Origin of the sequence: Paraburkholderia terrae (assembly GCF_002902925.1) — a bacterium.
GTDB classification, from domain to species: domain Bacteria; phylum Pseudomonadota; class Gammaproteobacteria; order Burkholderiales; family Burkholderiaceae; genus Paraburkholderia; species Paraburkholderia terrae.
On sequence record NZ_CP026111.1, the window covers coordinates 3,097,432 to 3,121,314 of the forward strand.

At 62.5% G+C, this 23,883-nt stretch carries 23 protein-coding genes and 1 tRNA gene; 12 read left to right on the plus strand and 12 right to left on the minus strand.

The window, feature by feature from the left end; all coding sequences use genetic code 11:
• Positions 1 to 90: 90 nt before the first annotated feature.
• On the plus strand, positions 91 to 789 hold the full coding sequence (locus C2L65_RS13665; RefSeq protein ID WP_042307909.1) for an RNA pyrophosphohydrolase: 699 nt from the start codon (positions 91 to 93) through the stop codon (positions 787 to 789).
• Between the two features lie 75 nt (positions 790 to 864).
• Positions 865 to 1,449, plus strand: a complete 585-nt coding sequence (locus C2L65_RS13670; protein WP_042307906.1) for a CNP1-like family protein — start codon at positions 865 to 867, stop codon at positions 1,447 to 1,449.
• Positions 1,450 to 1,564: 115 nt separating this feature from the next.
• Here the strand turns inward: C2L65_RS13670 and proB are convergent, their stop codons facing one another.
• The 4 genes from proB to rplU form a co-directional block, all read right to left on the minus strand.
• Positions 1,565 to 2,683, minus strand: a complete 1,119-nt coding sequence (gene proB / locus C2L65_RS13675; protein WP_042307904.1) for a glutamate 5-kinase — start codon at positions 2,681 to 2,683, stop codon at positions 1,565 to 1,567.
• Between the two features lie 73 nt (positions 2,684 to 2,756).
• The gene (gene cgtA / locus C2L65_RS13680; protein WP_042307900.1) at positions 2,757 to 3,872 is read right to left on the minus strand and encodes an Obg family GTPase CgtA; all 1,116 of its coding nucleotides are present in this window, start codon (positions 3,870 to 3,872) and stop codon (positions 2,757 to 2,759) included.
• Between the two features lie 220 nt (positions 3,873 to 4,092).
• A complete protein-coding gene (gene rpmA / locus C2L65_RS13685) occupies positions 4,093 to 4,356 on the minus strand; it encodes a 50S ribosomal protein L27 (RefSeq protein ID WP_007747163.1) in 264 nt (87 codons plus the stop codon).
• Between the two features lie 24 nt (positions 4,357 to 4,380).
• Positions 4,381 to 4,692, minus strand: a complete 312-nt coding sequence (rplU, locus tag C2L65_RS13690; protein ID WP_007747161.1) for a 50S ribosomal protein L21 — start codon at positions 4,690 to 4,692, stop codon at positions 4,381 to 4,383.
• A gap of 238 nt (positions 4,693 to 4,930) precedes the next feature.
• Between rplU and C2L65_RS13695 the strand changes: the two genes are divergently transcribed.
• The 9 genes from C2L65_RS13695 (at position 4,931) to C2L65_RS13735 (ending at position 12,876) form a co-directional block, all read left to right on the plus strand.
• The gene (locus C2L65_RS13695) at positions 4,931 to 5,923 is read left to right on the plus strand and encodes a polyprenyl synthetase family protein (RefSeq protein WP_042307897.1); all 993 of its coding nucleotides are present in this window, start codon (positions 4,931 to 4,933) and stop codon (positions 5,921 to 5,923) included.
• 52 nt (positions 5,924 to 5,975) lie between these two features.
• Positions 5,976 to 6,052, plus strand: a tRNA-Pro gene (locus C2L65_RS13700).
• 179 nt (positions 6,053 to 6,231) lie between these two features.
• Positions 6,232 to 7,536, plus strand: a complete 1,305-nt coding sequence (locus C2L65_RS13705) for an HlyC/CorC family transporter (protein ID WP_081920926.1) — start codon at positions 6,232 to 6,234, stop codon at positions 7,534 to 7,536.
• 94 nt (positions 7,537 to 7,630) lie between these two features.
• On the plus strand, positions 7,631 to 8,884 hold the full coding sequence (locus C2L65_RS13710; RefSeq protein ID WP_042307890.1) for a GspE/PulE family protein: 1,254 nt from the start codon (positions 7,631 to 7,633) through the stop codon (positions 8,882 to 8,884).
• Positions 8,881 to 10,104, plus strand: coding sequence for a type II secretion system F family protein (locus tag C2L65_RS13715; RefSeq protein ID WP_042307889.1), 1,224 nt, complete (start codon positions 8,881 to 8,883; stop codon positions 10,102 to 10,104). The genes C2L65_RS13710 and C2L65_RS13715 overlap by 4 nt, the downstream gene beginning before the upstream one ends.
• A gap of 31 nt (positions 10,105 to 10,135) precedes the next feature.
• The gene (locus C2L65_RS13720) at positions 10,136 to 11,065 is read left to right on the plus strand and encodes a prepilin peptidase (protein WP_042307888.1); all 930 of its coding nucleotides are present in this window, start codon (positions 10,136 to 10,138) and stop codon (positions 11,063 to 11,065) included.
• 3 nt (positions 11,066 to 11,068) lie between these two features.
• A complete protein-coding gene (gene coaE, locus C2L65_RS13725; protein WP_042307886.1) occupies positions 11,069 to 11,671 on the plus strand; it encodes a dephospho-CoA kinase in 603 nt (200 codons plus the stop codon).
• Between the two features lie 195 nt (positions 11,672 to 11,866).
• Positions 11,867 to 12,622, plus strand: coding sequence for a cell division protein ZapD (gene zapD / locus C2L65_RS13730; RefSeq protein ID WP_007747120.1), 756 nt, complete (start codon positions 11,867 to 11,869; stop codon positions 12,620 to 12,622).
• 59 nt (positions 12,623 to 12,681) lie between these two features.
• Complete coding sequence (locus C2L65_RS13735; protein ID WP_081920924.1) at positions 12,682 to 12,876, plus strand: DNA gyrase inhibitor YacG; 195 nt, start codon at positions 12,682 to 12,684, stop codon at positions 12,874 to 12,876.
• Positions 12,877 to 12,951: 75 nt separating this feature from the next.
• On the opposite strand, the gene C2L65_RS13740 is transcribed toward C2L65_RS13735, so the two are convergent.
• The 4 genes from C2L65_RS13740 to secA form a co-directional block, all read right to left on the minus strand.
• The gene (locus C2L65_RS13740) at positions 12,952 to 13,386 is read right to left on the minus strand and encodes an NUDIX domain-containing protein (RefSeq protein ID WP_007747100.1); all 435 of its coding nucleotides are present in this window, start codon (positions 13,384 to 13,386) and stop codon (positions 12,952 to 12,954) included.
• Positions 13,383 to 14,252, minus strand: coding sequence for an ATP-binding protein (locus C2L65_RS13745; protein ID WP_042307883.1), 870 nt, complete (start codon positions 14,250 to 14,252; stop codon positions 13,383 to 13,385). The genes C2L65_RS13740 and C2L65_RS13745 overlap by 4 nt, the downstream gene beginning before the upstream one ends.
• Before the next feature lie 17 nt (positions 14,253 to 14,269).
• A complete protein-coding gene (argJ, locus tag C2L65_RS13750) occupies positions 14,270 to 15,511 on the minus strand; it encodes a bifunctional glutamate N-acetyltransferase/amino-acid acetyltransferase ArgJ (RefSeq protein ID WP_042307881.1) in 1,242 nt (413 codons plus the stop codon).
• Positions 15,512 to 15,660: 149 nt separating this feature from the next.
• Complete coding sequence (secA, locus tag C2L65_RS13755; RefSeq protein WP_042307879.1) at positions 15,661 to 18,474, minus strand: preprotein translocase subunit SecA; 2,814 nt, start codon at positions 18,472 to 18,474, stop codon at positions 15,661 to 15,663.
• A 312-nt stretch (positions 18,475 to 18,786) separates the two neighbouring features.
• On the opposite strand from secA, the gene C2L65_RS13760 reads away from it, so the two are divergent.
• Positions 18,787 to 19,290, plus strand: coding sequence for a DciA family protein (locus C2L65_RS13760; RefSeq protein ID WP_042307877.1), 504 nt, complete (start codon positions 18,787 to 18,789; stop codon positions 19,288 to 19,290).
• A 91-nt stretch (positions 19,291 to 19,381) separates the two neighbouring features.
• Here the strand turns inward: C2L65_RS13760 and lpxC are convergent, their stop codons facing one another.
• The 4 genes from lpxC to ftsA form a co-directional block, all read right to left on the minus strand.
• On the minus strand, positions 19,382 to 20,299 hold the full coding sequence (lpxC, locus tag C2L65_RS13765; protein ID WP_042307875.1) for a UDP-3-O-acyl-N-acetylglucosamine deacetylase: 918 nt from the start codon (positions 20,297 to 20,299) through the stop codon (positions 19,382 to 19,384).
• A 270-nt stretch (positions 20,300 to 20,569) separates the two neighbouring features.
• Positions 20,570 to 21,079: a peroxiredoxin gene (locus tag C2L65_RS13770; protein ID WP_042307873.1), complete on the minus strand. Its 510-nt coding sequence runs from the start codon at positions 21,077 to 21,079 to the stop codon at positions 20,570 to 20,572.
• A 239-nt stretch (positions 21,080 to 21,318) separates the two neighbouring features.
• Positions 21,319 to 22,512, minus strand: coding sequence for a cell division protein FtsZ (ftsZ, locus tag C2L65_RS13775; RefSeq protein WP_007747082.1), 1,194 nt, complete (start codon positions 22,510 to 22,512; stop codon positions 21,319 to 21,321).
• 123 nt (positions 22,513 to 22,635) lie between these two features.
• Entirely contained in the window at positions 22,636 to 23,868 is a 1,233-nt protein-coding gene (gene ftsA / locus C2L65_RS13780) for a cell division protein FtsA (protein ID WP_028371745.1), read from the minus strand.
• Positions 23,869 to 23,883 lie beyond the last annotated feature (15 nt).

A 23,883-nucleotide genomic window follows, 5' to 3' on the forward strand; every position in this document is an offset into this window, starting at 1 on the left:
GGCAATCGCGCCAATCTGGTGCGAGGCGGTGCGTCAGACCCGTTATCTGTTTATAATCAAAGCAATTTTAAAGGATTCGAAGGTGGTTGTATGCTGGATCGTGAAGGCTTTCGCCCGAACGTCGGCATCATCCTCTTGAACGCGCACAACGAGGTGTTTTGGGGCAAGCGTCTGCGTGAACATTCCTGGCAGTTTCCGCAAGGGGGCATCAAGTATGGTGAGACCCCCGTGCAGGCGATGTTCAGGGAATTGCACGAAGAAACCGGCCTGCTTCCGGAGCACGTCAAGGTTATCGGTCGCACGCGTGACTGGTTGCGTTATGAGGTGCCTGACAAGTTCATCAAGCGTGAGGTCCGCGGCCATTACCGCGGCCAGAAGCAGATCTGGTTCTTGCTCCGGATGGTTGGACGCGATTGCGACATTTGTTTGCGCGCGTCCGATCACCCTGAGTTCGATGCCTGGCGCTGGAACGAGTACTGGGTGCCGCTCGACTGTGTGATCGAGTTCAAGCGGGATGTGTATCAGCTGGCGTTAACGGAATTGTCCCGTTTCCTGCGGCGTCCTGCGCCGCGCACGGAACGGCCCGGTGGACATCATCACGGGCAGCGCTATCCACGGATGGCGTCGTCGGTGAATGCGCCGCCTGGGGCGTCGATGGAGTCCGCAGCGTCCGTGACGACCGTCACGACGTCATTTGTAGTCGAGACTACGCTGCGTGCGACAATCGGGTCTGACTGTTCGTCGACGGAAGATCCCGCGGCCGTTCAGGCACCGGGGCTACGCGACTGACGCTAAGCGGCTGTCCACGCCGCATCTGCCGGTGCGGCGTGTGACACGCTGCGCCGGCGTTTCGAGGAAATCACATTGAAAGTATTTGCTTTCGCCGTGGCGTGTGTCGCCGCGGGCGTTCTGCTGGCTGGCTGTTCGAGCACCAAGAGTTCCACGCCGACTGACGCTTCCAAGTCCGAGGGACCCAAGAGCGACTTTCAGTATCTGTTCGACCGGCCGTCGACGTGGACCGAAAAGAAAGTCGATACGCTCCCGGCCATGCCGCAGCCCGGCGATCTGCTGCCGTTCACCGTCTCGCAGAACACACCGCTGCAGTTCGCGCTCGATGCAAAATCGCTGACGGTCGACAGCGACGGCGTGATTCGCTACACGGTGGTGGTCACGAGCCCGAGCGGCGCGCGCAACGTGAACTACGAAGGGATTCGCTGCGAGGACTACTCGTGGAAGCTGTACGCAGGACTCAACGCCGATCACGACGGTTGGGACCGGACGGTCGAAAACGACTGGTCGCGCATCGAAAACGGCGATCTGAACGCGTATCACGCGGCGCTCTATCAGGATTACTTCTGCACGAGCAAGCTGCCCGTCGGCAAGGCGGATGCGATTCTGAACAATATCAGGTACAAGCGCGTGAACAGCACGTTGATTCGCGGAGGCTGATACAACGGTTTATCATCCGCCCGCGGAAGGCTTCGCGGCTCGATGCAGGCGCAACAAAAAGCCGTTCCATCTTGCGATGGGACGGCTTTTTTTGTGGCCTCGGATGTGAGCGCTTCTAGATGAGCACCAGATTGTCCCGATGGATGAGTTCGGGCTCCAGCATGTAGCCCAACACCGATTCGATCTCGCCGCTCGGATGACGCTGGATCAGCTTCGTCTCCGCGCTGCTGTAGTTCGTCAGCCCGCGCGCCACCTCGCGCCCCGACGGGCTCAGACACGCAATCACCTCGCCGCGCGCGAACGCGCCCTGCACGCCAACCACGCCGATCGGCAGCAGACTCTTGCCGCCTTCGGTGAGTTTTTCGACGGCGCCGTCGTCGATCACCACATGCCCGCGCACCTGAAGATGGTCCGCCATCCACTGTTTGCGCGCGGCCATGCGAGCCGTGCGCGCGATCAGTTGCGTGCCAATCGCCTCGCCCGATGCGAGCCGTGCGAGCACATCCGCCTCACGGCCGCTCGCGATCACCGTATTCGCGCCGCTGTGAGCCGCGCGCTTCGCCGCGAGAATTTTCGTCAGCATGCCGCCGCGGCCGAGACTCGACCCTGCACCGCCCGCCATCGCCTCGAGTTCCGGCAAGCCCGCATCGGCCTGCTGGACGAGCGTCGCAGTGGGATCTTTGCGCGGGTCTGCGGTGAAGAGACCTTGCTGGTCGGTCAGGATGATCAGCGCATCGCCTTCAATCAGATTCGCGACCAACGCGCCGAGCGTATCGTTGTCGCCGAACTTGATTTCGTCGGTGACGACGGTGTCGTTTTCATTGATGATCGGCACAACGCCAAGACGCAGCAACGTCAGCAGCGTGGAACGCGCGTTCAGATAGCGTTCGCGATCGGCCAGGTCGGCATGCGTCAGCAGAATTTGCGCGGTGCGAATCGAATGCTCGGCGAAGCGGCTTTCATAGACCTGCGCCAGCCCCATCTGACCGACGGCCGCGGCCGCCTGCAGTTCGTCGATTTCACGCGGACGCTTAGTCCAGCCAAGGCGCTGCATACCCTCGGCGATCGCGCCCGAGCTGACGAGCACGACTTCCTTGCCCTGCTCGCGCAGCGCGGCGATCTGCGCGGCCCAGCGGCCAATCGCCGCGTGATCGAGCCCGCGCCCGTCGTTCGTGACGAGACTCGAACCGACTTTCACCACCAATCGCCTGGAATCTGCGATAACGGAACGCATTGTGCGCGGTCTCCAAGATGATTCGTAAGGCCGGCGCATGCTGGGAGTGCGCCGGCATCCAGGGTACGGCTGCTTACTCCTGCGGCTCGACGGGTGTTCCCGCGGCACCGCCCGCCTGCCCCTCGCGGAAGCGCACGTCAGCGGCCAGATCTTCGGCTTCCGCCTCGCGGTGCGCATCCGAATGCTCGGAGATGTAGTCGTACACCGCGTAGCACAAGTTTTCGCAGCCTTGGCCCGTGAGCGCCGAGATTTCGAAGACCGGGCCATCCCATTCGAAGTCCTTCAGGAATTTGGCCACGCGTGTTTCGCGCTCGTCTTCAGGAACCATGTCGAGCTTGTTCAGCACGAGCCAGCGAGGCTTGCCGAACAGCTCTTCGTCGTACTTGCGCAGCTCGTTGACGATAGCCCTCGCTTCGGCGACGGGATCGACAGCTTCGTCAAACGGCGCGAGATCAACGATATGCAGCAGCAAGCCCGTGCGCTGCAAGTGCCGCAGGAACTGGTGACCGAGGCCAGCGCCTTCCGCCGCGCCTTCGATCAGCCCCGGAATGTCGGCAATCACGAAGCTGCGGCTCGGCCCGACGCGCACGACGCCGAGATTCGGCGCGAGCGTGGTGAACGGATAATCCGCGATCTTCGGCTTCGCGTTCGACACCGACGAGATAAACGTCGACTTGCCTGCGTTCGGCATACCGAGCAAACCGACGTCGGCCAGCACCTTCAATTCGAGGCGCACCATCCGGCGCTCGCCCGGCTTGCCTTCCGTCTTCTGACGCGGCGCGCGATTCGTACTGGACTTGAAATGCAGGTTACCGAGGCCGCCCGAGCCGCCCTGCGCGATCTGCACAGTCTGGTTGTGCTCGGTAAGGTCGGCGATCAGCTCGCCCGTATCCATGTCGGTGATGATCGTGCCGACGGGCATGCGCAACGTGATGTCGTCGCCGCCCTTGCCATAGCAATCCGAGCCACGACCGTTTTCGCCGTTGCGCGCCTGATGCTTTTTCGCGTAGCGGTAGTCGATCAGCGTGTTGATGTTGCGGTCTGCGACTGCAAAGACGCTGCCGCCGCGGCCGCCGTCGCCGCCGTCCGGACCGCCGAACGGGACGAATTTCTCGCGGCGCATCGACGCGCTGCCATCTCCTCCGTCGCCGGCGATGACTTCAATCCTCGCTTCGTCAATGAACTTCATGCGTTACTCCGTCCCGTAGGTATTGCTATTTTGCCGCGCGTGACGCGCGCGCACCATTGGCCAAACGGCCAGTTTGAGTCTGATTCTTGTCCCATCGCGACAACGAGATGCCGCAACGGCGCAGGTCCGCGAATAGAAGTCCGAAAAGCCTGCAAACAAAAAGGCCCCGCAAACTTCGCGGGGCCTTTTTTCCGGTCCTGAAGCCCGTGCCTGACTAAGCTCAGACAGCAGCCGGGACGACGTTGACCAGATGCTTCTTGCCGGCGCCCTTCGTCGTGAACTTGACGTGGCCGTCCGTCAGCGCGAACAAGGTGTGGTCCTTGCCGATGCCGACGTTTTCACCCGGGTGCATACGCGTGCCGCGTTGACGCACGATGATGCCGCCAGCCAGGATCGCCTGACCGCCGTACACTTTCACGCCAAGTCGCTTCGACTCGGAGTCGCGGCCGTTCCGGGACGATCCGCCTGCCTTTTTGTGTGCCATTTGTTAGCTCCTTGCCCGATGCGCTTACGCGTTGATCGCGTCGATGCGCAGTTCGGTGTAGTTCTGGCGGTGGCCGCCATGCTTCTGGTAGTGCTTCCGGCGGCGCATCTTGAAGATGGTCACTTTCTTGTGACGACCTTGAGACACGACGGTAGCTTTGACGGAAGCCCCACTGACCAGCGGCGTACCGAACTTAATCGATTCGCCTTCGCCCACTGCGAGAACCTGGTCGAGCGTGATTTCAGCGTCAATGTCTGCCGGTATCTGTTCTACTTTAAGTTTTTCGCCGACAGCAACTTTATACTGCTTGCCGCCGGTTTTTATGACCGCGTACATTGAAAACCTCACTCTGGATTCATTTTCCCCACGCACCACGCGCGGAAACCCTCGATTATACATAGAGTTAGCTGCGCGGTCAAAATCAGTTGACAACGACCGCGATCACCCGTCCCGTGCGCGACAAATGCAGGCGATCCATCCGCAAACGGGTCAAAACGGCCATGAACAAATGGTGTCCGGCGCGGAAATGCCGCAGTTCGCCTTATAATTCGCGGCACTACCCGAATTCGCCACCATGTCGTCAACCGCCACCCCCACCCCCAACGCAGCAAATCTGCTCGCTCCGATCGCCGAAGACATGCAGCAGGTGAATCGCGTCATCCGGCACCGTCTGGCGTCCGAGGTGATGCTGATCAACCAGATCTCCGAGTACATCATCAGTGCCGGAGGCAAGCGCCTGCGGCCCGCGCTGCTGTTGCTCGTGTCAGGCGCGCTCGGCGACAGGACGGGGTATCGGCACGAACTGGCGGCCGTCGTCGAGTTCATCCATACGGCCACGCTGCTGCACGACGACGTCGTCGACGAATCCGATCTACGCCGTGGCCGCCAGACGGCGAATGCGCTGTTCGGCAACGCGGCGAGCGTGCTGGTCGGTGACTTTCTGTATTCCCGCTCGTTCCAGATGATGGTCGGCGTGGGCAAGATGCGCGTGATGGAGATTCTTTCGGAAGCGACCAACATCATTTCCGAAGGCGAAGTGCTGCAGTTGTTGAACATGCACGACGCCGACGTCGACGAAGCGCGCTACATGCAGGTGATCCGCTACAAGACGGCGAAACTGTTCGAGGCGGCGGCCCAGTTGGGCGCTGTGCTGGCGGGCGCGGACGCGACCATTGAAGCTGCCGCAGCAGAATTCGGCCGGCGCATCGGCACGGCATTCCAGATCATGGACGACTGGCTCGACTACACGGGCACGCCGGAATCGATGGGCAAGAACGCCGGCGACGACCTGCGTGAAGGCAAGCCGACGCTGCCGCTCATCTATCTGATCGAACGCGGCACGCCCGAGCAGGCGGCGCTTGCGCGCGAGGCAATCGAGCAAGGCGGCACGGATCGCTTCGACGAAATTTTCGAGGCGATCACGCGTTCCGGCGCGCTGGATCACACGCTCGAATGCGCGAAGCAGGAAGCGCAGGCCGCAGTTGCAGCAATTTCTTCGTTTCCCGATTCCATTTACAAAGAAAGCCTGCTAGAATTATGTTCTTACTCGACGACGAGGCAGTCTTAAATAAGACTGAAACGCCGGATTAGTCCGGATCGAGTGAAACGCAGTACCAAATCGGGGTGTAGCTTAGCCTGGTAGAGCGCTACGTTCGGGACGTAGAGGCCGGAGGTTCGAATCCTCTCACCCCGACCAGATTATGAAAAAACCGCGCATTGCGCGGTTTTTTTTCGTCCGTCGTACGGACAGGGGCAATCGCGTACTGCCGCGCATTGAAAGGCTGCGCGAGATCCAAGCTGCCCGTCCGCCCACTGAGGGCTCCCAGCCCCTCTGCTATATTCTCCCAATCCCTCCCCTTCTCTTATTCACGTCGCGTGGAACAACTTCCCTTATGGGCGCAAATAGGCGCCGTCGTCCTGCTTCTCATCTGCTCCAGCTTCTTTGCCATTTCCGAGACAGCGATGATGGCGATCAACCGCCATCGCCTGAAACATCTCGCGACCAAGGGTGCGCTCGGCGCGAAGACCACTCAAGGCCTGCTCGCGCGCACGGATGAACTGCTCAGCACCGTCCTGATCGGCAACAACCTGTTCAACACGATCATCCCCGTGCTGACCACGTCGATCGCGTTGCACACCTTCGGCAGCAATAACGTCGTGCTGTCGATCGCGACGGGTATCGTCGCGTTTCTCATCATCGTGTTCGCCGAAATCACGCCGAAGATCGTCGGCGCAACGTTCCCGGAAAAGATCGCGCTTCCCGCCAGCCTGCTGATCGCGCCGCTCATGCGCGTGTCGAAGCCGCTGATCTGGTTCGTCAACCTGTTCGCGAACTCAATCCTGCGCGTGCTGCATATCAATACCAAGGGCGCGCACGACCAGCGGCTGTCGACGGAGGAACTGCGCACCATTGTGCTCGAGTCCGGCAGCTTCATGCCGACCAAGCACCGCAGCATTCTGCTCAACCTGTTCGACCTCGAAAACATTACGGTCGACGACGTGATGATCCCGCGCCGCCGCATCGAAGCCCTCGATTTCGACGCGCCATTCGAGCAGATCCTTCATCAGCTCGAAACCTGCTATCACAACAAGCTGATCGTCTATCAAGGCGATTTCGACCGCGTGCTCGGCGTGCTCCACGTGCGCAAGACGCTGTCCGCCCTGCACAACCAGGAACTGGAACGCGACACGCTGCGCGAACTGCTCGCGGAGCCGTACTTCGTGCCGACGGGCACGCCCGTTTTCCAACAGCTTCAGTTCTTTCAGGAAAGCCGTCATCGCACTGCGCTCGTCGTCGATGAGTACGGCGAACTGCAGGGGCTCGTGACACCCGAGGACATCATCGAGGAACTGATCGGCGAATTCACGACGTCCGTGCCGCGTAGCGCCGGTTCGCGCGGCGGCTGGAACGAGGAAGGTGAATGCATCGTCGCGGGCAGCATGCCGCTGCGCGAGTTGAACCGCTGGCTGCAACTAAAGTTGCCGACGGACGGCCCGAAAACGCTGAACGGGTTGATCCTGGAAGTTCTCGAAGAAATTCCTGAAGGCGATGTCTGCGTAAAGATTAACGACATCAAAATCGAAGTAATGCGCAGCGACGATCAAGCAATCAGAACAGTTAAGATTTTTCGCCCCGGTCCCGCGCCGGGGTCGAAGATCAAGCGGCTTGTCGGCCGCTGACCGCGCACCTGGCCATTCGGCTGAATAGCGGCCCCCTGCGCGATACCGGATGATGAGCCGTCATGTTTTACAGGCGGCTCGCAGCCGGCTTCCCATGCGCACCTCTTCTCTGTCCGCAGCACCCTCGCCCAACGTCGCCACGAACAGGCCGGCGCTTCAACCCACCACGCCTGACGCGGACAACCCGCCCGCCGTACGCTTGCTCGCCGACACGCTACAGGAAGCTGCGCGCCTCAATGCATCGGATCTGCACGTCGAACCGATGGAGCACGGCTGGAGGATGCGTCTGCGCGTCGACGGCGTGCTGCACGAGCTGGCGCGGCCACCCGCGCATTTGCGCGACGCGTTCATCACGCGCGTGAAAGTGCTGGCGCGCATGGATATCGCTGAGCGGCGCGTGCCGCAGGACGGCCGCTTGCGCCTGCCAATCGCGGCAGGTCGCGTCGAAGACTATCGCGTGAACTCGCTGCCCACGCTGTTCGGCGAAAAACTCGTGCTGCGGCGACTCGAAGCTCTGCCCGCGAATCTCTCGCTCGATTCGCTCGGACTCGCGCCCGGGCAGCGCGACATCGTGGACCGGTCGATCCGCTCACCTCACGGGCTCGTGCTCGTCACGGGTCCGACGGGAAGCGGCAAGACGATGTCGCTGTACTGCTTCCTGCAACTGCTGAATGCCGAGTCGCGCAATCTCTGTTCGGTCGAAGATCCAGCCGAAATCCAGCTCGCGGGCATCAACCAGGTCAGCGTGCGCGACAAGGCCGGGTTGACGTTTGCCGTCGCGCTGCGCGCGTTCCTGCGTCAGGACCCGGACGTCATCATGGTCGGCGAAATCCGTGACGAAGAGACAGCCGACGTCGCAGTCAAGGCAGCGCAAACAGGGCACCTCGTCCTGTCGACACTGCATACGAACGATGCACCCGCGGCCATCGCGCGTCTGATCGACATCGGCGTCGAGCCCTACAACCTCGCGGCCGCGTTGCGACTCGTCACGGCGCAGCGGCTCGTGCGGCGTCTGTGTCCCGGATGCAGACAAGCCGCGTTGGAAACGCCCACTTCGCTACGCGCGGCCGGCGTATCCGACGATCAGATCGCGTACTGGCGCCCCTACGTTCCACAGGGATGCGAAGCGTGTCATGGGATCGGCTTTCGCGGACGCGTCGGCGTTCATCAAACCATGCCGGTTTCGGACGCGATGCGCGAACTCATCGTCGCGCGCGCCGGTACGCATGAGATCGCGCGGCAGGCACACGTCGAGCGCGTGCAGACCTTGCGCGAAGCCGCGCTGGCCCGCGCATTCGACGGCACGACAAGCCTCGCCGAAGCATTGAGCGCAACGGAGGTCGCATGACGGCTACGACCATGCAGGAACAGCGCTTCGAGTGGCGTGCGTTCGACGCGCAAGGCGTGCGTCGGCGCGGCACGGTAGTGGCGCCGGATCTCCCGACGGCGCGCGCGTTGCTGAAACAGGACGCGCTCTATGCCGTCGAATGGACTGCGCGCGGCGCAGCGCCTCAGCCCAAAGTACGCGCCGCCGACGTTACGTTGTTCACCCGCCAGTTGTCGAGTCTGCTGCGCGCGGGCTTGCCGCTTGCGCCATCGCTCGAACTGTTGGCTCATGCATCATCGAATGAGCACGCGCGAACCAAAGGCATGCCGCGCATCCTGCACGCGTTGGCGCGTGATATCACCGCAGGCTTGGGCTTTTCGTCGGCGCTTGCCCGTCACCCGGCGCAGTTCGGCGCGCTGTACTGCCAACTGGTCGAGGTCGGCGAGGCGTCGGGCGCGCTGTCGACCGTCCTCGCCCGGCTCGCCGACGACCGCGAGCGCGCCGCCGCCCAGCGCGCGAAAGTGCGCGCCGCGCTCACCTATCCCGTCGCAATCCTGCTGCTCGCGCTCGCGATCACAGTCGCGCTGCTCGTGTGGGTCGTCCCGACGTTCAAGCAGATCTTCGACGGCTTCGGCGCGAAGCTGCCGGCGCCGACGCAACTCGTACTCGCGATGTCAGCCGCGGCTGGCCGCTGGAGCGTGCCGCTCGCCTCGCTCGCGTGCGTGCTCGTCTTCGCGATGCGTCGCGTATTGCGGCGCTCGGAAGCCGCTCGTCTGCAGTTCGCCCGCGCGACGCTGCGTCTGCCCGTCGCCGGCTCGCTGCTCACGACGCTGTGCGCAGCGCGCTGGAGCCGCGCGCTCGGCACGTTGCTGTCGGCCGGCACGCCGCTCGCCGATGCATTCGATTCGCTCACGCATGCAACGGGCAACGCGTGGTTCGATCGCGCGACGGTCGCGATCTCAGCGCAACTTAGACGCGGCGTGCGGCTCGCGCCCGCGATGCGTGAAGCGCAATGTTTCCCCGAAGAAATCGTGCAACCCGTCGCCATCGCCGAAGAGTCGGGCACGCTGGATACGATGCTGCTCGACGTGGCGTCGCTGAGCGATCGTCAGGTAGACGAAAAGATTGCGGGCCTCGCGAGCCTGTGCGAGCCGCTCGTGATCGTCGTGCTGGGCGGCTTGGTCGGCGGTCTGGTCGTCGCGATGTATCTTCCCATCATCCAACTTGGCAACGTGGTGTAGTAGCATCGCAGCCGAATCCAGACAATCGATCATGCCGACCACGCTCACGTCCGTGTCAGAACCTTCCTTCAGCGGCCCGCTCGCCCGTTTCGCGGACAGCCTCGGCGCAGCCTTCGGCACGTTGCCTGCGGGCGCGCAGATCGCATTCGTGATTGCGTTCGGTCTGGTGATCGGCAGCTTCCTGAACGTCGTCGTGCATCGCTTGCCGATCATGCTCGAACGCGCATGGCGCGCCGAAGTGAGTGAAGCGACGGACCACGCATTCGATGAAGACGGCCTGCCCGAGCGCTACAACCTCTGGTTGCCGCGCAGCGCATGCCCACATTGCGGCCACGTGCTGCGCGCGTGGGAGAACGTCCCAGTGCTCAGCTATCTGCTGTTGCGCGGCCGGTGCTCGCACTGCAAGACGCACGTGAGCTTTCGATATCCGCTGCTCGAACTGTCGAGCGCGGCGCTGGCCCTGGGCGCGCTCATCTCGTTTGGCGCAACGGGCACCGCGCTCGCTGCGTTCGCCCTATGCGCGACGCTGCTGGCAATGAGCGCGATCGATATCGACACACACCTGTTGCCGGACTCTATGACCTTGCCGTTGCTCTGGGCCGGCCTCATCGTCAATTTCAATGCAGTGTTCGCGAGTCTGCACGACGCCGTGATCGGCGCGATTGCAGGCTACCTCGCGCTGTGGTGCGTGCATTGGGTGTTCAAGATCGTGCGAGGCGTCGAAGGCATGGGTTATGGCGACTTCAAGCTGCTCGCCGCGCTCGGCGCATGGCTCGGTTGGGCCGCGCTGCCACAGATCATTCTGATTGCCGCAGTGACGGGCGCCGTCGTCGGCCTGGTGGCGACATGGATCGGGCGCATGCGTTTCGAAGAGCCACTGCCCTTCGGTCCGTTCCTCGCGGCAGGCGGCGCCGTGACGCTGTTCGTCGGCACGCCGCTTTACATGGCTTTGGGAGGCTGACGCATGTTTGCTGTTGGATTGACGGGCGGCATCGGCAGCGGCAAGTCCACGGTTGCCGATCTGTTCGCAAAACGCGGCGTGACGCTCGTCGATACCGACGTGATCGCGCATCGCATCACCGCGCCGCGGGGGCTCGCCATGCCGTCCATCGCGACGGAGTTCGGTCCGTCATTCGTTGCCTCAGACGGCTCGCTCGATCGCGCCCGTATGCGCGCACTGGTTTTCAGCGACGAGAATGCGCGCAAACGGCTCGAAGCAATCACGCATCCTTTGATCCGCGCGGAGACCGAACGTCAGCGTCAACAGGCGCCGGGACCTTATGTGATCGTCGTCGTGCCGCTGCTCGTCGAATCAGGTAGTTGGAAAACGCGTGTGAATCGCGTGCTGGCGGTCGATTGCAGCGTCGAGACGCAGATCGCGCGCGTCATGCGCCGCAATGCGTTCACGCGCGAACAGGTACTTGCGATCATCGCGCGCCAGGCCACGCGCGAAGCGCGCCTTGCCGCCGCCGACGATGTGATCGTCAACGACAACCGCTCCCTCGAAGAACTCGACGTTGACGTCGATCAGCTTCATCGCACGTATGTTTCGCTCGCGGGTGCCTAAGCCGTGAGCGATTCTGTGCATTGTCGGTAGCGTGCGCGCATGTTGTCGGGATCAGCATCTACACGCAACGAATGCGCGTAATACCGCTCAAAAATTGACAGAAGCTCGCCAAAAAAGTGTGTGATTGCTAGGGTAGTCTCACGGCATTAGAATGTCCTGCAATTCCGTCACCGACCACGCCCGAGGCGAGCCCGCTTGATCCTTTACGAGTATCCCTTCAATGAGCGAATCCGGACGCTGCTGCGCCTCGAAGATCTGTTCGAGCGCTTCACGTTCTTTTTGACTCAGGAAGATGCCAGGGAACATCACGTCGCGCTGACTACGCTGTTCGAAATCTCGGAAGTCGCGGGCCGCGCGGATCTGAAGTCCGATTTGATGAAGGAACTGGAGCGGCAGCGTCAAACGCTCGCTCCGTTTCGCGGTAATCCCGGCATCGAGCAGAACGCACTCGAAGCCGTCCTCGGCGAAATCGAACAGACGCTCGCCGGGCTGACGCAAATGCAAGGCAAGACTGGCCAGCATCTTGCTGATAACGAGTGGCTCGCGAGCATTCGCAGCCGCGCCATCATCCCGGGCGGCACCTGCAAGTTCGATCTTCCGTCGTACTACGCGTGGCAGCAGACGCATCCCGACCAGCGTCGCCAGGACATCGCCAAGTGGGTCATGCCGCTTCTGCCGCTACGTGACGCAGCTGCCATCGTGCTGCGGCTTGCGCGCGAATCGGGGCAGGCGTCGAAAGTGATGGCCATGCAGGGCAGTTACCAGCAAATGCTGTCGGGTCGCACGTATCAGCTGATGCAGGTACGCGTGGCACCGGAATTGCGGGTGATTCCGGAGGCCAGTGCCAACAAGTACATGTTGTGGGTGCGCTTCACCGTGCAGGACGGCGATCTGCGTCCGCGCGCGGTCGATGTCGACGTGCCGTTCCAGTTGACGCTGTGCAGTCTTTAAACTAACGCGAACAGCCTCACTTAGTTGGCTTCATTGTTTGCGATTGAACGTTTTATCGAATGGTCACTGTAGTCAAATGCCCAAGCTGCGGTAGAGATGTCCGCTGGACTCCCGAGAACCGCTTCCGTCCCTTCTGTTCCGAGCGCTGCAAGCAGGTCGATCTCGGCGCGTGGGCTGCCGAGAAATACAAGATCGGCGGCACCGACGAAGAACCGCCAACCGACGACACGCCCGGCGAGCACCGCTCGCACTGAACGGGCATACCGCGCGTCGCCATCGTCGCTATTCATAGCGAGGCGGAAGCCGCACCAGGCGACGCCGCCTTCAGGTCACTCCGCCGCGAGCCACTCCAGCACGGGAATCGTCGCGGGCAACAGCGGCGACACCTGCGCCGGCAGCGTCTGCCACGCGAACGCCTGACCTTCGCGCCCGTGCGGCTCGCCGTGCCACGCCGTCACCTTGCAGAAATAGAGGCGCACGTAGGCGTGCGGATAGTCGTGCTCGAGCACGTGCCAGCGATGGCTCGCCTGCACGTCGATGCCGAGTTCTTCGTGCAGTTCGCGCGCGAGCGCCGCTTCCACCGTTTCACCCGGCTCCAGTTTGCCGCCCGGAAATTCCCAATAGCCTTCGTACGGTTTGCCGGCGGGCCGTTGCGCGAGCAGATAGCGGCCATCGGGCTGAACGAGCACGCCGACGGCCACTTCCGTGACGGGACGGCCAGCTTCGTTCAACTCGCCCGCGTGGCTTTGCGCTGCGTCGCTCATGCCTGTGCCCGCTTGCCGGACCAGTCGCGCGCGAACTGCCACGCGACGCGCCCCGAACGCGAGCCGCGTTCCAGCGCCCAGATCAGCGCGTCACCACGCGCCGACTCGACGTCGGCATCGTTGCAGCCGAAGTGGTGCAGCCAGTGCGCGACGATCGACAGATAGTCGTCCTGCTTGAACGGGTAGAAACTGACCCACAGGCCAAAACGCTCGGACAGCGAGATCTTTTCTTCGACCACTTCGCCCGGATGAATTTCGCCGTCGGACGTGTGCTTGTACGTCTCGTTGTCGCTCATGTACTCGGGCAGCAGATGGCGGCGGTTCGACGTCGCGTAGATCAGCACATTGTCCGACTGCGCGGCCACCGATCCATCTAGCGCAACCTTCAGCGCCTTGTAGCCCGACTCGCCTTCTTCGAACGACAGGTCGTCGCAGAACACGATGAAGCGCTCAGGGCGCGCCGAAATCAGATCGACGATATCGCCCAGATCATGCAGATCGTCCTTGTCGACTTCGATCAGACGCAGTCCGTCCTTCGAGTACGCGTTCAGGCACGCCTTGATCAGCGACGACTTGCCCGTGCCGCGCGCGCCCGTGAGGAGCACGTTGTTGGCGGGCTGCTTGCTGACGAACTGCTTCGTGTTCTGCTCGATCAGGTTTTTCTGGCGATCGATGTTCTGCAGATCGTCGAGCGAAATCAGCGAGATTGCGGGAACCGGCTGCAAGTAGCCGCGCCCCTGGCGCTTGCGCCAGCGGAACGCAACAGCCGCGGACCAGTCGATTTGCGGCGAAGCCGGCGGAAGCATCGCTTCGAGCCGCACCAGCACGGCTTCGGCGCGGCTCAGGAATTGTTCGAGTTTATCCATGTCGTGATCGGCGTGAATCAGGAACGGTAGTCGGCGTTGATGCTTACGTAATCATGCGACAGATCGCACGTCCAGATCGTCGCTTGCGCATCGCCGCGACCGAGCACAACGCGAATCAGGATTTCGGCCTTCTTCATCACGCGCTGCCCGTCTTCTTCCTTGTACTCGGGGTTGCGCCCGCCCGCTTTCGCGACGAGCACATCATCCAGATACAGGTCGATCTTGCCCACATCGAGGTCCGTCACGCCTGCATAGCCGATGGCGGCCAGAATGCGGCCGAGGTTCGGATCCGATGCGTAGAACGCCGTCTTCACGAGCGGCGAATGCCCGATCGCATAAGCGATCTGGCGGCACTCGGCGACAGTCGATCCGCCTTCGACCTGCACCGTCATGAACTTCGTCGCGCCTTCGCCATCACGCACGATCAGTTGCGAGAGCGTCTGCGCCGTTTCCGTCACGGCATCGCGCAGGGCGACATAGGCGGGCGAATCCGTCGACGTGATGGCAGGCAGGCTCGACTTGCCCGATGCGATCAGGATGAACGAGTCGTTGGTCGACGTATCGCCGTCGATCGTGACGCAGTTGAACGAGCGGTCTGCGACATGCTTGACCAGTTCGTCGAGCACCGGTTGCGCGACGTTGGCATCGAATGCGAGAAAGCCGAGCATCGTCGCCATGTTCGGCTTGATCATGCCCGCGCCCTTGCTGATGCCCGTCATCGTGACCGTGTGGCCGTCGACCTTGACCTGGCGCGACACGGCTTTCGGCAGCGTGTCGGTGGTCATGATGGCCTGCGCGGCGTCGTACCAGTGCGCAGCCTGACGGTTCGCCAGCGCGGCCGGCAAACCGGCTTTCAGCCGATCGATAGGCAGCGGCTCCAGAATCACGCCCGTCGAGAACGGCAGCACCTGCTCGGGCGCGATACCCGCGAGGCGCGCGAGTTCGTCGCACGTTTCGCGCGCGTGCGCCATGCCCGGTTCGCCCGTGCCCGCGTTCGCATTGCCCGTGTTCACGACCAGTGCGCGAATGCCCTTGCCGCCCGTGCGCACGTGCTCCAGATGCTCGCGGCACACCGTCACGGGCGCTGCGCAAAAGCGGTTCAACGTGAACACGCCCGCGACCGTCGCGCCTTCGTCGACGGAAATGACGAGCACGTCCTTGCGGTTCGGCTTGCGGATATTCGCCTCGGCCCAGCCTAGCGTGACGCCGGCGACGGGATGGAGTTGGGCGGGATCGATCGAGGGGAAATTGACAGCCATGTTTGCGACCTGTCGAGACTGAAATGCCGGCGGACGCCGGCATTAGGGATCAAAAGTGATGGCGCCAGATGGACCTGCGCCACCGCGAAATCACCAGCAATGCACGCTTCAAACGACGCGGCGCGCTTAACGCGCGCCGCCTTCGTGTGTCACGCAATCTTGCCGTGGCACTGCTTGTACTTCTTGCCGCTGCCGCACGGGCAGGGATCGTTCCGGCCGACCTTCGGCACGTTGTCGCCAGACAGCGGCGCCGCGGCGCTCTGGCCGTGAGCCATCGCATCGCCGATCATCGCTGCTGCCGCATTCGCCGCGACGGGCGCCGCCGCGACAGCCGCACCGCCTTCTGCGTAATCGGCATGGCGAAACTCGACGTTGTCCACCAGATGGCTGCCTTGCTCTTCCATCTGCTCGGCGGCCAGTTCCAGCTGTTCCGGCGACTGGATCTGCACGTTCATCACGATGCGCGTGACTTCCAGCTTCACCGAGTCGAGCATCGCTGCAAACAGTTCGAACGCTTCGCGCTTGTACTCCTGCTTCGGGTTCTTCTGCGCATAGCCGCGCAGATGAATACCCTGGCGCAGGTGATCGAGCGCGGCGAGGTGTTCGCGCCAGCTGCGGTCCAGTGTCTGCAGCATGACCGAGCGCTCGAACGCGCTGAACGACTCGCGGCCTACCTGCTCGACCTTCGACTCGTAAGCTTCGTCCGCTGCCGCAGTCACGGCTTCGAGAATCTCGTCGGCGTTGATCGACTGTGATTCGTTGATCATCTCCTGAATGGCGAGGTCGAGCTGCCAGTCGTTGCGCAGCACTTCTTCGAGTTCAGGCACATCCCACTGCTCTTCGATGCTGCCCGCCGGCACGAACTGATGGACGATGTCGCTAACCACGCCGTGACGCATCGCGCCGATCGTTTCGGTGATGTCGTGCGCTTCGAGCAGTTCGTTGCGCTGCTGGTAGATCACCTTGCGCTGATCGTTCGACACGTCGTCGTATTCGAGCAGCTGCTTGCGGATGTCGAAGTTGCGCGCTTCGACCTTGCGCTGCGCCGATTCGATCGAACGCGTGACGATGCCCGCTTCGATCGCCTCGCCTTCCGGCATCTTCAGGCGGTCCATGATGGCGCGCACGCGGTCGCCCGCGAAAATGCGCAGCAGCGGATCTTCCAGCGACAGATAGAAACGCGACGAGCCCGGATCGCCCTGACGGCCAGCACGACCGCGCAGCTGGTTGTCGATACGGCGCGATTCATGGCGCTCGGTGCCGATGATGTGCAGACCGCCCGCGGCCTTCACCTGATCGTGCAGCGCTTGCCACTCGTCGTGCAGCTTCTGGATGCGGCCCGCCTTTTCGTCTTCGGGGATCGACAGATCGGCTTCGATGAACGCGGCCTGCTTTTCGGCATTGCCGCCCAGCACGATGTCGGTACCGCGACCGGCCATGTTGGTGGCGATCGTGACGCGCTTCGGACGGCCCGCTTCCGCGACGATTGCCGCTTCACGCGCGTGCTGCTTTGCGTTCAGCACTTCGTGCGGCAAGCCGGCCTTGTTCAGCAGCTGCGACAGGACTTCGGAATTTTCGATCGACGTCGTGCCGACCAGCACCGGCTGGCCACGCTCGTAGCAGTCGCGGATGTCGCGAATGACGGCGTTGTAGCGCTCCATCGCCGTCTTGTAGATCTGGTCCTGCTTGTCGATCCGCTTCGGCGGGCGATTGGTCGGAATCACGACCGTCTCAAGCCCGTAGATCTCGTTGAATTCGTACGCTTCCGTGTCGGCCGTACCCGTCATGCCGGACAGCTTCGCGTACATGCGGAAATAGTTCTGGAACGTGATCGATGCGAGCGTCTGGTTCTCGCTCTGGATCTTCACGTGTTCCTTCGCTTCGACGGCCTGATGCAGACCATCCGACCACCGCCGGCCCGCCATCAGACGGCCCGTGAATTCGTCGACGATCACCACTTCGTTGTTCTGCACGACGTAGTGCTGGTCTTTGTAGAACAGCGTGTGCGCGCGCAGCGCGGCGTACACGTGGTGCATCAGCGTGATGTTCTGCGGCGCGTAGAGGCTTTCGCCCTCGCCGATCAGGCCCCACTCGGCGAGCAGACGCTCGGCCTTTTCGTGGCCCGATTCCGTCAGGAACACCTGGCGCGCCTTTTCGTCCAGCGTGTAGTCGCCCGGCTTCTCGACGCCCGTGCCGTCCGCCTTCTCTTCGCCGATCTGGCGATCGAGCAGCGGCGGCAGCGCGTTCATGCGCACGTAGAGTTCGGTGTGATCTTCGGCCTGGCCCGAGATGATGAGCGGCGTCCGCGCTTCGTCGATCAGGATCGAGTCCACTTCGTCGACGACCGCGAAATTCAGCGCCCGCTGCACGCGTGCATCGGTCTCGTAGACCATGTTGTCGCGCAGATAATCGAAGCCGAACTCGTTGTTCGTGCCGTACGTGATGTCTGCGGCGTACGCTTCCTGCTTCATGCCGTGGTCCATCTGCGACAGGTTGATACCCACCGACAGACCGAGGAAGTTGTACAGGCGCGCCATCCACTCAGCATCGCGCTGGGCGAGGTAGTCGTTCACCGTGACCACGTGTACGCCGCGGCCCGAGAGCGCGTTCAGGTACACGGGTAGCGTGGCGACCAGCGTCTTGCCCTCGCCCGTGCGCATTTCCGCGATCTTGCCGTAGTGCAGGACCATGCCGCCGATCAGCTGCACGTCGAAGTGCCGCATCTTCAGCACGCGCTTGCTCGCCTCGCGACAGACCGCGAACGCCTCGGGCAGAAGCTTGTCGAGCGACTCGCCGCTGCTCACGCGTTGCCGGAATTCCGTGGTTTTCGCGCGCAGTTGATCATCCGTCAATTGCTCGATCTGCGGTTCGAGCGCATTGATCGCCGTGACGGTCTTTTGATATTGCTTGACGAGCCGCTGGTTGCGGCTGCCAAAAATCTTTTGTAGAAAACCGGTGGTCATCGGATCGTGGTTGCGTCGCGGCTTCGGCGGGGGGTTGCAAGGCCGGTTTTAACACCCTTTCACCTTGTTGCAACTCGTTGTCGGAGGGGCCTCGGCGGCTTAGGTCCAAGAGTAAATTCGAATCACGGATTTTAGCACGCGCCCCCGCGTACGCCTGTGTCAGCGGCAAGAAGCCTGGCCATCCGGCCAGGGCGAAAGCGCTGCCGATGTCGGCGTCCCGCATGTCGGGAGGCGGGGGTTGCGCGCCAGTTCCGCACGGTACAATCGCGGGATCGGGCACGCGCGGGGCGCGGGCCGTCACCAGAATCCCAGATGAGCCGTTTCTCACCGTTTTCAAGGCAGTCGCTCAAGCCCGGCCCGAAGCTGGGCTCGAAGTCGTTCGGCGTACGCAGGCCGCAGGCGGTGGTCGAGGTCCTGAACCGCACCGACGCATTCGCCGCGCTGCGCGCGGGCGTCGAGCAGGTTGCCGCGCTGGAGCGCGATCTCGCCGAGTTGCTGCCGGACTATCTGGCGACGAGCGTCGAACCCGGCTTCATCAAGGACGGCGTGCTGGCGCTGTTTGCGGCCCACAACGCGCTCGCCGCGCGGCTACGGCATCTGGAACCGCGTCTGCTGTCGGAATTGCAGCAGCGCGGCTGGGCCGTCAATGCGCTGAAGATTCGCGTGCGTCCGCAATCTGTGAAAGAGCCACCGCGCGTCAAGCAGGCGCGCATGTCGCGCGCGGGCGCGGATGCGCTGCACGAACTGAGCGAAACGCTGGAACCGTCGCCGTTGCGAGAAGCGCTGGCGCGCATGGCGGCTCGTCATCGGAAATGAGTGCGCGCATCACGCGCTGAAATGAAAAAAGCGACCGTTCAGGTCGCTTTTTCGTTTCGGCCCCGGTTGTCACCGAGGCGACAGACTGGCCTTAGGCAAAGGCCGTCTGCGTGTCGTATGCGAAACCGCGCGGCGCCTTCTGCGTATCGTCGAACGTGACGATTTCGTACGAATCTTCATGCGCCAGCAGTTCGCGCAGCAGTGCGTTGTTCAGGCCGTGGCCCGACTTGTACGCGTCATATGCCGCGAGCAACGGGTGGCCGACCACGTACAGATCGCCAATCGCGTCCAGCATCTTGTGCTTCACGAATTCGTCGTCGTACCGCAGACCGTCGTTGTTCAGGATGCGGTACTCGTCGAGCACGATCGCGTTGTCCATGCTGCCGCCGCGCGCCAGACCCAGCTCGCGCATCATTTCGACTTCATGCGCGAAGCCGAACGTACGCGCACGAGCGATTTCACGCACATACGACGTGTTCGCGAAATCCACCTCGAGCGCCTGGCCCGTCTTGTCGACAGCGGGATGGCGGAAGTCGATCGTGAACTTCAGCTTGAAGCCAAAGTACGGGTCGAGTCGCGCAAACTTGTCGCCGTCGCGGATTTCGACGGGCTTGGTGACCTTGATGAACTTCTTCGCTGCGTTCTGCTCTTCGATGCCCGCCGACTGGATCAGGAACACGAAGGACGCTGCGCTGCCGTCCATGATGGGAATTTCTTCAGCGGTGACGTCGACGTAGAGGTTGTCGATCCCCAGGCCCGCACACGCGGACATCAAGTGCTCGACCGTCGACACGCGCGCGCCGTCTTTCTGCAACACCGATGCGAGCCGCGTATCGCCAATCGCCATTGCGGACGCGGGAATGTCCACCGGCGTGGGCAAATCCACGCGGCAAAACACAATACCCGTGTCCGGCGCCGCCGGGCGGAGCGTCAGGTCGACCTTCCGGCCCGAATGCAGGCCGATGCCAACCGTCTTGACGATTTGTTTGATAGTGCGCTGCTTCAACATGATGGTCTTCTATTCGATTGAAAATCCCAATCAGGATTTTTTAATTCATAGCACGAATTATACTCCAATCGTTTCCGGAGCGTCGTTGCGCTGGCGTTTCAATCTGTTTCTCTACGTTACCTAATCGGGAAGCGTGACGGGCCGATGCCCGGAACGGAGGCGTTTCCGGTCATCGGCCCGCGTTACGGCCTGTCACAACAGCGTCACGAAAAGCGTTGCCGCAGCGCAACAAACCACTCTGCGCGGCTGCGACGAAGCTTCAGGGCCGTGTCATGGCGGGCTCAGCGTCGCGAGAATACTGGCCGCATCGCTCACTTCGAACTTGCCGGGTGCCTCGACATGCAGCGCCTTGACCACGCCGTCGTCGACCACCATCGCGTAGCGCTGGGAACGGATTCCCATGCCGCGCGCCGACAAATCCTGCTCCAGACCGAGGGCTCGGGTGAAAGCCGCGCTTCCGTCCGCCATCATGCGCACCTTGCCCGAGGTGTGCTGATCGCGTGCCCACGCGCCCATCACGAACGCGTCGTTGACGGATACGCACCAGATTTCGTCGATACCAGCAGTACGCAATTTCTCTGCCTGCTCGACATAGCCCGGCACGTGCTTCGCCGAACAGGTGGGCGTGAACGCGCCCGGCAATCCGAAGATCACCACGCGCTTGCCCGCCGTCTGCTCGCGCACGTCGAAGCTGTTCGGCCCGATCGTGCAGCCCTCGCGTTCGTCTTCGATCAATTCGTAAACGGTCGCCTGGGGAAGCTTTTCACCTACCTGAATCATGCTCGTTCCTTCGCATCGATGCGGAGCACGCTCGCACGGTCTCGTGCCGCAGTGGAGTATTCATCCGGCGACAGTGACCCGATCCGCTTCACAACCACGAAGAGGGCACTTGTCCATGCCGCGCGTGCAATCCAACGCGGCCTTTTTGCCGTTCCACCCGCCACGCTCGTGCAGTTCTGCTGCGCGTAATCAGCCATCAAGCAAGATTACGCCGCAGAAAGCCCGCTCCTGCGTGAACCTCAGTCCGCCTGCTTGCGCAGGAAGGCCGGGATGTCGTACGTGTCGACGCCCTTTTCCTGCAGCGCCTGCACGTGCGAAGCAGCCGTATCACGCGAGGTGCGCCACACTGCCGGCGTATCCAGCGAACCGTAGTCCGCCGTCGCTGCGTGATGCGGCGTGTACGCATGTTGCATTGCGCCCACCGGCTGGTTGTCCGTACCCGTGCGCAGCAGCGTCATCGGTGCCGATTGCTGCTTCTTCGCAGCGCGGCCCAGACCCGTTGCCACTACCGTCACGCGCAGCGCATCGCCCATTGCGTCGTCGTACACCGCGCCGAAAATCACGGTCGCGTCATCGGCAGCATAGCTCTTAATCGTGTTCATCACTTCGCGCGTTTCCGACAGACGCAGCGAACGGCTCGACGTGATGTTCACCAGCACGCCACGCGCGCCCGACAGATCGACGCCTTCCAGCAGCGGGCTCGCAACGGCCTGTTCCGCCGCGAGACGCGCGCGATCGACGCCAGCCACCGTCGCCGTGCCCATCATCGCCTTGCCCTGCTCGCCCATCACCGTTTTCACGTCTTCGAAGTCGACGTTCACCAGACCGTCGACGTTGATGATTTCCGCGATACCGGCAACTGCGTTGTTGAGCACGTCGTCAGCGCACTGGAAGCACTTGTCCATCTCGGCGTCATCGCCCATCACCTCGAACAGCTTGTCGTTCAGGACGACGATCAGCGAGTCGACGTGATCCTCCAGTTGCTGCGAACCGGCTTCGGCGACGCGCATGCGCTTGCCGCCTTCGAACTCGAAAGGCTTGCTGACGACACCAACCGTCAGAATGCCCATTTCCTTGGCGATCTGCGCGACCACGGGTGCTGCGCCCGTGCCCGTGCCGCCGCCCATGCCTGCCGTGATGAACACCATGTGCGCGCCACGCAGTGCGTCCGCGATGCGCTCACGTGCTTCTTCTGCTGCCGAGCGGCCCATTTCCGGCTTCGCGCCTGCGCCAAGACCCGTGTTGCCCAACTGGATGACATTGGGCGCGCGCGAGCGCGACAGCGCCTGTGCGTCCGTGTTCATCACGATGAAGTCGACGCCTTGCACGCCGCGATTGATCATGTGCGTGACTGCATTGCCGCCCGCACCACCGACGCCCACCACCTTGATGATGGTGCCGTTGGTTTCCGTTTCCAGCATCTGGAATTCCATGTTGCCTCCGTCAAGAAAAAAAGAACCACTTCCTCGGCCGTTATTCGGCAAGAGATCGGGCAACCTCCTGTCGCGCGCCGGCCGCCGGCACCGGCGCGAATTTCCCTTTTGCTTCGAATTCTTTTAGAAATTGCCGAGGAACCAGTCCTTCATCCTCGTGAACACCTGACCCATCGATCCCGACTGCACCGCGACCTTGCGGCCACGCATGCGTTGCGAGCGTCCTTCGACGAGCAGACCCATTGCCGTCGAATAGCGCGGATTGCGCACCACGTCCGCGAGACCGCCTGCATACTCCGGCACGCCGATACGCACCGGCTTCAGGAAAATGTCTTCACCCAGTTCGACCATGCCCGGCATCATCGACGCGCCGCCCGTCAGCACGACGCCCGAGCTCAGCAGCTCTTCGTAACCCGACTCGCGCACCACCTGCTGCACGAGCGAAAACAGTTCTTCGACGCGCGGCTCGACCACGGCCGCGAGCGCCTGACGCGACAGCGTGCGAGGACCGCGCTCGCCCAGACCCGGCACTTCGATCATCTCGTCGGGATCGGCGAGTGCCTGCTTCGCGATGCCGTAGCTGACCTTGATGTCTTCGGCATCCGGCGTCGGCGTGCGCAGCGCCATCGCGATATCGCTCGTGATCTGGTCGCCGGCAATCGGGATCACGGCCGTATGACGGATCGCGCCTTCGCTGAAGATGGCAATGTCCGTCGTGCCGCCGCCGATATCGACCAGCACCACGCCGAGTTCTTTCTCGTCTTCCGTCAGCACCGCGAGCGACGACGCGAGCGGCTGCAGGATCAGATCGTTCACTTCGAGGCCGCAGCGGCGCACGCACTTGACGATGTTCTGCGCCGCGCTCACCGCGCCCGTGACGATATGCACCTTCACTTCGAGGCGGATGCCGCTCATGCCGATCGGCTCGCGCACATCTTCCTGGCCGTCGATGATGAATTCCTGCGTCAGGATGTGCAGAACCTGCTGATCGGTCGGAATGTTGATCGCCTTGGCCGTCTCGATCACACGCGCGACGTCCGTCTGCGTCACTTCCTTTTCCTTGATCGCGACCATCCCGCTCGAATTGAAGCTGCGGATATGGCTGCCAGCGATCCCGGTGAACACGTTCGTGATCTTGCAGTCGGCCATCAGTTCGGCTTCTTCGAGCGCTCGTTGAATGGACTGCACCGTGGCCTCGATGTTCACCACGACGCCTTTCTTGAGCCCTTTCGATTCGCTCTGGCCGAGTCCGATCACCTCGTAATGACCTTCGCCCTTCAGCTCGGCGACGATGGCGACCACTTTCGCCGTGCCGATGTCGAGGGCTACCAGCAGATCTTTATAGTCTTTACTCATAGCGTGCTCATTGCG